This is a genomic window from Selenomonadales bacterium, assembly GCA_017442105.1.
Classification (GTDB): domain Bacteria; phylum Bacillota; class Negativicutes; order RGIG982; family RGIG982; genus RGIG982.
On sequence record JAFSAX010000213.1, the window covers coordinates 1 to 6,809 of the forward strand.

Annotated in this window: 8 protein-coding genes; all 8 read left to right on the forward strand. The window is 47.8% G+C overall.

Annotated features, from left to right (window positions below):
* The coding region (locus tag IJN28_08150; protein MBQ6713739.1) for a transposase at positions 1-153 on the forward strand (153 nt) is incomplete at its 5' end.
* 200 nt (positions 154-353) lie between these two features.
* Positions 354-914, forward strand: coding sequence for a hypothetical protein (locus IJN28_08155; GenBank protein MBQ6713740.1), 561 nt, complete (start codon positions 354-356; stop codon positions 912-914).
* Between the two features lie 337 nt (positions 915-1,251).
* Positions 1,252-1,746, forward strand: a complete 495-nt coding sequence (locus IJN28_08160; GenBank protein ID MBQ6713741.1) for an NAD(P)H-dependent oxidoreductase subunit E — start codon at positions 1,252-1,254, stop codon at positions 1,744-1,746.
* Positions 1,747-1,758: 12 nt separating this feature from the next.
* Complete coding sequence (locus IJN28_08165) at positions 1,759-3,000, forward strand: SLBB domain-containing protein (GenBank protein MBQ6713742.1); 1,242 nt, start codon at positions 1,759-1,761, stop codon at positions 2,998-3,000.
* A gap of 12 nt (positions 3,001-3,012) precedes the next feature.
* The gene (locus IJN28_08170) at positions 3,013-4,746 is read left to right on the forward strand and encodes an iron hydrogenase small subunit (GenBank protein MBQ6713743.1); all 1,734 of its coding nucleotides are present in this window, start codon (positions 3,013-3,015) and stop codon (positions 4,744-4,746) included.
* Positions 4,747-4,845: 99 nt separating this feature from the next.
* Positions 4,846-5,112 carry a sporulation protein YqfC gene (locus IJN28_08175; GenBank protein MBQ6713744.1) on the forward strand — a complete coding sequence of 89 codons (267 nt, stop codon included), beginning with the start codon at positions 4,846-4,848 and terminating at the stop codon, positions 5,110-5,112.
* The gene (gene yqfD, locus IJN28_08180; protein ID MBQ6713745.1) at positions 5,105-6,313 is read left to right on the forward strand and encodes a sporulation protein YqfD; all 1,209 of its coding nucleotides are present in this window, start codon (positions 5,105-5,107) and stop codon (positions 6,311-6,313) included. The genes IJN28_08175 and yqfD overlap by 8 nt, the downstream gene beginning before the upstream one ends.
* A 14-nt stretch (positions 6,314-6,327) precedes the next feature.
* A partial coding sequence (locus tag IJN28_08185; GenBank protein MBQ6713746.1) for a PhoH family protein occupies positions 6,328-6,809 on the forward strand: 482 nt, incomplete at its 3' end.

The window sequence follows — 6,809 nt, forward strand, 5'->3', positions numbered from 1 at the left end:
AGACAATTTTGGTGCAGAGGATATTATGTAGATACCGTAGGTAAGAATGCACAAAAGATAAAAGAATATATACAAAGCCAACTGGAAGAAGATAAGCTTGGAGACCAGTTAAGCATATCATTTAAAGAAGACCCGTTTACGGGTAGCAGGTAACAGAAATGCAAATGCCAGGTCAATATGCACCTTTTAGGTGTAGCTAGAAATAGAGCCTTATAGGCGCATATGAAAAACCCCCGGCTATGCCGGGGGATGTTTTTTTTGCAGGATTTAATTACCATAATTTGGCTTGCGGGGGGGTAACTGTGATATGATTTGTTTAGTGGATATTCTTTAACAAGAAAAGAGGAGAAGTCATGGTGGCATTATCTAAGAACAAAATTGGTTGTGGAATCATGCTCGTTTTATGTATCATTATGTTGATGATAAGCGGCTGTGGTGGTAGCAACGAAACCGACAAGGATATTGAGGCTGTTCTTGATCGTAATGTCTTTGTGTTTAAAGATAAAGGGACACATGTATATGCTTCTGTGAAAGGAATTGAGACAACAAAGCCTTACTCTGAAGATTGGGATTTCAGAAAAATTTTTAATGACAAAAATTTTAAGGATATTACGTGGAAGACAGAAGATATGAGTGATGACGGAGATGGCTCTTTGAGAAAGGTTGTATTTAGGGGAGTATATATAAAGAATCCGGATAATCCTGATGTATTTGCTTCTTTTTATATTGGAGAAAAAACAAAACCTGTTGCAGTCGCTTTAAAGATTGTTCCTAAAGGTAAAAATCCGACTGAGATTAACCGTGATAAGTTTGACAATATTTCAGATAGTGCGGCCAAAACGGTGCTTACAGATGCTACAATATCTATAATGCTTAGTGTTATGGGTGATATCGATAAACATAAGTATTGGTAATGATAAAGATTAAATTTGATTAAAGAAGCGGTACGAGAAATGTATCGCTTCTGTTTTCGTATGTACAGATAAAGTATTCTGTGTACAAGATGTCAGTTTTTGTATTGTCAGAAACCCCAAAATGTGGCGAAAGTCTTGGTTTTATTGACTTTTTGAAAGAAAAAGGTTGTTTTAGAGTGGACTTTTTTGCACTTAGAAAAGGCAAAAAAATATTAGGCAAATAAGGCTGTATAGTGTATAATAAAGTATCGCACTTTTTTCGAAGAGGCGAAATATAGAATCTTCATATGGGATATATATAATTATTTCCAGATGATGGACAAGGAGCAGATTGCATATGATGAGAGAAGAGAAAGGTATGATGACCCCCGAGCTTCGCGGTGAGATCGACGCGATCCTTGCGGCGAGCGGTAACGATGGGTCAAAACTGGTGGGAATATTGTTGGATATCCAGGACATTATTCCGATGCACTACATTCCGGAAGAAGTAGCGTATTATCTTGCGGAAAAACTGGATGTGAAAGTATCGAATGTATACGATGTTATTTCGTTCTACGCATCGCTTTACGACCGCCCGCGCGGACAGTATCCGATCCAGATGTGCGAAAGCATCGTTTGCGGTGTCAATGATAACGGTTTTGTCTTTGCAACCCTTCAGGAAATGCTTGGTATCGGTCTCAATGAAGCAACGGCTGATGGTAAATATTATTTGGAATGCGTACCGTGCTTCGGTGCGTGTGACGTTGCGCCGGCTGTGCGTGTGAACGGCAAAGTCTACGGTCACTTGAACAGTCGAGAAAAAATCGAAGCGATGCTCGCTGAGCTGGTGTAAGGAGGCGCAACCATGACGAAAACAGTAACGTTTATGACACGTAATTTTAACAAATACGATGTAATGTCGATCGACGAATATATTGCGATCGGCGGTTTTACGGCGCTCAAACGCGCGATCACGATGGATGGCGAAGACATCGCTCGTGAGATCGCAGCTTGTCAAGTCAAAGGTCGCGGTGGTGCGGCATATGACATGGGTAAAAAATGGTCGCAGGCGCGCAGTGAAAAAAATCCCGAAAAGGTTATCGTATGTAATGCCGATGAAGGCGAACCGTGTACGTTCAAAGACCGTACGCTCATTCAAAACGATCCGTTCAATCTCTTGGAAGGTATGATCATCGCAGGTTATACGATGAAAGCGCAGAACGGTTATATCTATATGCGTGAAGAGTACAGCCACCTTCGCCCGATCCTGTTGAATGCGATCAAACAGGCGAACGAAAAAGGCTATCTCGGCAAAAATATCCTCGGCGTAGAAGGTTTTGACTATCAGATCCACCTCTACTCCGGTGCAGGCGCGTATGTATGCGGCGAAGGTACGGCTCTCGTTGAGTCGATCGAAGGCAAAGCAGGCCGTCCGCGTATGAAACCGCCTTATATCAAACAATGTGGTCTTTATAACCTGCCGACGTGTGTACAGAACGTAGAGAGCTTATCTCTCGTGGCAGGTATCCTCAATGACGGTGACACGTATAAATCGTATGGTCCTTCCGATTGCCTCGGCACGAAGCTCGTCAGCGTAGCAGGTAACGTCAATCGTCCCGGCGTCTATGAGATCCCGTTCGGCATGACGGTTCGTGAGATCATCTACGATCTTGCGGGCGGTGTACAGGGTGATCGCGATATCCGCCTTATCCAGTTCGGTGGTGCGTCCGGTAAGATCGCTCCCGCATCGGTTCTTGATACGCCGTACACGTATGACGCTCTCAAAGCCGCAGGTGTCGGTGTCGGTTCGGGTGCTATCCTCGTAGTGGACGAACGCACGAGCGTTATTGATTTCTTAACGACAACACAGCAATTCTTCTCGCACGAAAGCTGCGGACAGTGTGCGCCGTGCCGTGAAGGCAACCTTCATATCAAGCTCCTTTTGCAGAAGATTAAAGCAGGCACGCATACAGCAAGTGATGTCAAATTGCTCAAACAGATCGCTGAAACGATGATGATCACATCTCTTTGCGGTCTTGGTCAGGCAGCGCAGAGTGCGCTCATGGCGGCAATGAAACATTTCCCGCAGACTTTTGAAGTGAAATAAGAGGTGAGAAGAATGGCTAAAATAAATATTACTATCAATAATATCCCTCTTGAAGTAGAAGAGGGTATGACGATCCTGCAGGCGGCAAAATTGATCCAGATCGATATTCCGCATCTTTGCTATCATCCCGATCAGAGCGTACGCGGTCATTGCCGTGTGTGCAGTGTTGAGGTCGTAGGCGGTCGTAAATTGATGCCTGCCTGTGCAACAAAAGTATGGGAAGGCATGGAAGTCTTCACGAATACGAAAAAAGTATATGATACGCAAAAATTGCTTCTTGAAATGATCCTTGCGAACCACAAGCAGGAATGTCTGACTTGTCAGCGCAATGGTAACTGTGAGCTTCAGAACCTCAGTAAACGTTTCAATCTCACGACACCGAAGCTGCCAAACGTAGTAGAAAAATTGCCTGTCGAAAACAATGCGACTTGTATCGTTCGCGATCTTTCGAAATGTATCAAATGCGGTCGTTGCGCAAAAGCCTGCCGTGAATTCCAAGGCATCGAAGCGATCTCTTATACGGGTCGTTCGAGCCATTTCAAGGTCATGAGCGCATTCGGCGAAAACCTCGAAAAAACGGACTGCGTTCTTTGCGGTCAGTGTACGGCAGCTTGCCCTGTCGGCGCACTCGTTGAAAAAGACGATACGGACAAAGTCTACGAAGCACTCCAAGACCCGACGAAACACGTTATCGTTCAGGTAGCACCTGCTGTGCGTGTTGCACTCGGTGATGCGTTCGGCATGGAAAAAGCATCGATCGTTACGGCGAAAATGGTAACGGCGCTCCGTCGTCTTGGTTTTGACCAAGTATTCGATACGAACTTTGCGGCAGACGTTACGATCATGGAAGAAGGCACGGAGCTTCTCGAACGTGTACAAAATGGCGGTACGCTCCCGATGATCACGTCTTGCAGCCCTGGCTGGATCAACTTTATGGAAAAACATTATCCCGATCAGCTCGCGCATCTTTCGACGACGAAATCGCCGCAGCAGATCTTTGGTGCGCTTTCCAAAACGTATTATCCGAAAGTATCGGGCATCGATGCAAAAGATATCGTAACAGTATCTATCATGCCTTGTACGGCGAAAAAATATGAAGCGGCTCGCCCTGAAATGGGTCGCGACGGCATGAGAGATGTCGATGTCGTATTGACGACGCGCGAACTCGGCCGTATGATCGCACAGGCAGGCTTCGAGTTTGCCGAGCTTCCCGACGGCGATTTTGATGCGCCGATGGGTATCGGTACAGGTGCAGGCGCGATCTTCGGTGCAACGGGCGGCGTTATGGAAGCGGCTCTCCGTACGGTATACGAAGTCGCAACGGGCAAAGAGCTTGCGAAAGTAGAATTCAAAGATGTCCGCGGTTATGAAGGCATCAAAGAAAGCGAAGTCGACTTGAATGGTACGAAAGTACGCATCGCAGTTGCACACGGCTTGAAAAATGCACGTGTTATCATGGAGTCGATCAAAGCAGGAAAATGCGACTATACATTCATCGAGATCATGGCTTGTCCGGGCGGTTGTATCGGCGGCGGTGGTCAGCCGATCAAAACGACGGTCGATATCAAAAAAATGCGTATGGATGCACTCTATGACATTGATGAGAGCCTCCCGCTCCGCAAATCGCATGAAAATCCGCAGGTAAAAGAAGTCTATGACAACTTCCTCGGCAAACCGTGCGGTCATTTGTCGCATGATCTTCTCCATACGACGTACCAAAAAGCAGATAAAAAATACACGTTCTAAGACGTGACCGAATCGGTCTTTCCGCAAGGGAAGGCCGATTTTTGTTTGTATGAAACGAACTGCCTTCGCATATCAATGAAGCGGGGAGGCGGTCGCAGGATGAAACGAAAACGATGGCAGCGGATCGGGGCACTACTCGATATTCCCGATGATATTACGATGAACGTCACGCGCATCACGATGGTAGGCAGACACCATCTTCTTATCGAAAACCACAAAGGTATCATAGAGTATACGAGCGAACTTCTGCGCATCCATGTCGATGAAGGGGAGCTGTGTATCAGCGGGGCAGGGTTGTCGCTTTCTGTGATCGAGGCGGAACAAGTAGAGGTAGCAGGTACGGTTGCGGTGATGCGATATGTTTGATCTTGGGCGATATCGGGAAGGTGCGGTCAAGGTACGAATATCGGGCGGTTGGATAGAGCGATTTATCAATCGCTGTTTGGCGGCAGGATTCTGTCTGTGGGATATTAAGACGGACGGACGTTTTACGACGCTGTGGATGAAACTTGATGATTTTAAGCGCGTGCGCGAGATCGCCGCAGACAGCCGTGTACAGGTACAGGTCATCGCACGACGCGGGTGTCCGTTTTTCGTGCGAAAGCTTTTCAAACGTAAAGGGCTTATCGTCGGGCCGATCCTTTTTGCAGTGCTCATCTATCTGTTCACCTTGTTCGTCTGGCAGGTCGAAGTCGTGGGCAATCATACGGTCGATGCGGACGAGATACTGGCACTTGCGCGTGAAAACGGGATATACGTCGGCGCATTTCGTTCTTCTATCGAACCGCGTGATGCAGAGAAGGCGATACTGGCGAACTGCGGACGGCTCGTCTGGTGCGGGGTACGGCAGGAAGGGACGCGCATCGTGGTGGAAGTCGTTGAGAAAACGCCGCGGCGGGCGGAAGGTGACTGCGTGGGCGATATCGTAGCGCGTACCGACGGTGTGCTGACAGAGCTTATCGTGCTGGCGGGCACTGCGGCAAAAGCAAGCGGCGATACGGTCAAAAAGGGTGATGTATTGATACGCGGTGTCGAGCCGAGATATGGGATAGAGACCGGAGATATTGATGCAGATGCTCTGCGCACCATCGGTGCTAAGGGAATCGCGCGGGCACGTGTCTGGTATGAAGGATACGGAGAAGCTCCGCTGGAAACAATGAAAGGTGAGCGGACTGATCACGCGATATATGCCGTTAGTGTACGTGCGGGCGAGTATACATTCGATTGGCAGAGTGCAGATATGGCGGAGAACGCTATATATGAAACGGAGAAAAAAATGGTAAAATGGAGGAATCAAATTTTCCCCGTCGAAATAATAACTCATATTTATTATGAATGTGAACCCATAGGAGTGCCTATCTCTAAGGAAGAAGCGACGTGCCTTGCGAAAAAGCGAGCATGGCAGTCTATCACCGAACAGATACCCAAAGATGCCGAGGTCAAAACCCGAAGGGATGACATCGTATCGGAATCGTCGGCAGGTGTCGTGCGCGTCAGGGCGATCGCTGAAACGGTAGAGGAGATCGGCATTGGTCCAAGTTCGGCAAAGTCCGAAACGGAAGAATAGAAGGAGGAGTTCAGTTGCCTCAAATTGTAGAAAAAGTAATCACATTTCGCGACAGACAGGAAGAAACGGCTATCTTGGGCAACCAAGACGAGCATTTGAATCAGATGGCACGTTCGTTCGGCGGTCAGCTCGTCAGTCGCGGAGGACAGGTCACGATCAGCGGGGAAGCAGAAGAAGTCGAACAGATGAAACAGACGTTCGATGAGCTACTCTATCTCTATCGTCAGGGCAGTCCTGTGACGATGCACGAAGTCAAGTATACGGTCGGTGCTGTTGCGGAAGGAGAAGCGGAGGCACTCCACACGATGTTCGGCGATACGATCTTGACGACGGCGCGCGGTCGTGCCGTCAAAGCCAAAACGCTCGGTCAATGGCGATATATCGAAGCTATCCGCAAGAACCATATCACGTTCGGTATCGGCCCTGCGGGTACGGGCAAAACGTATCTTGCCGTTGCGATGGCAGTCTATGCGCTCAAAAATAAAATGGTAGACCG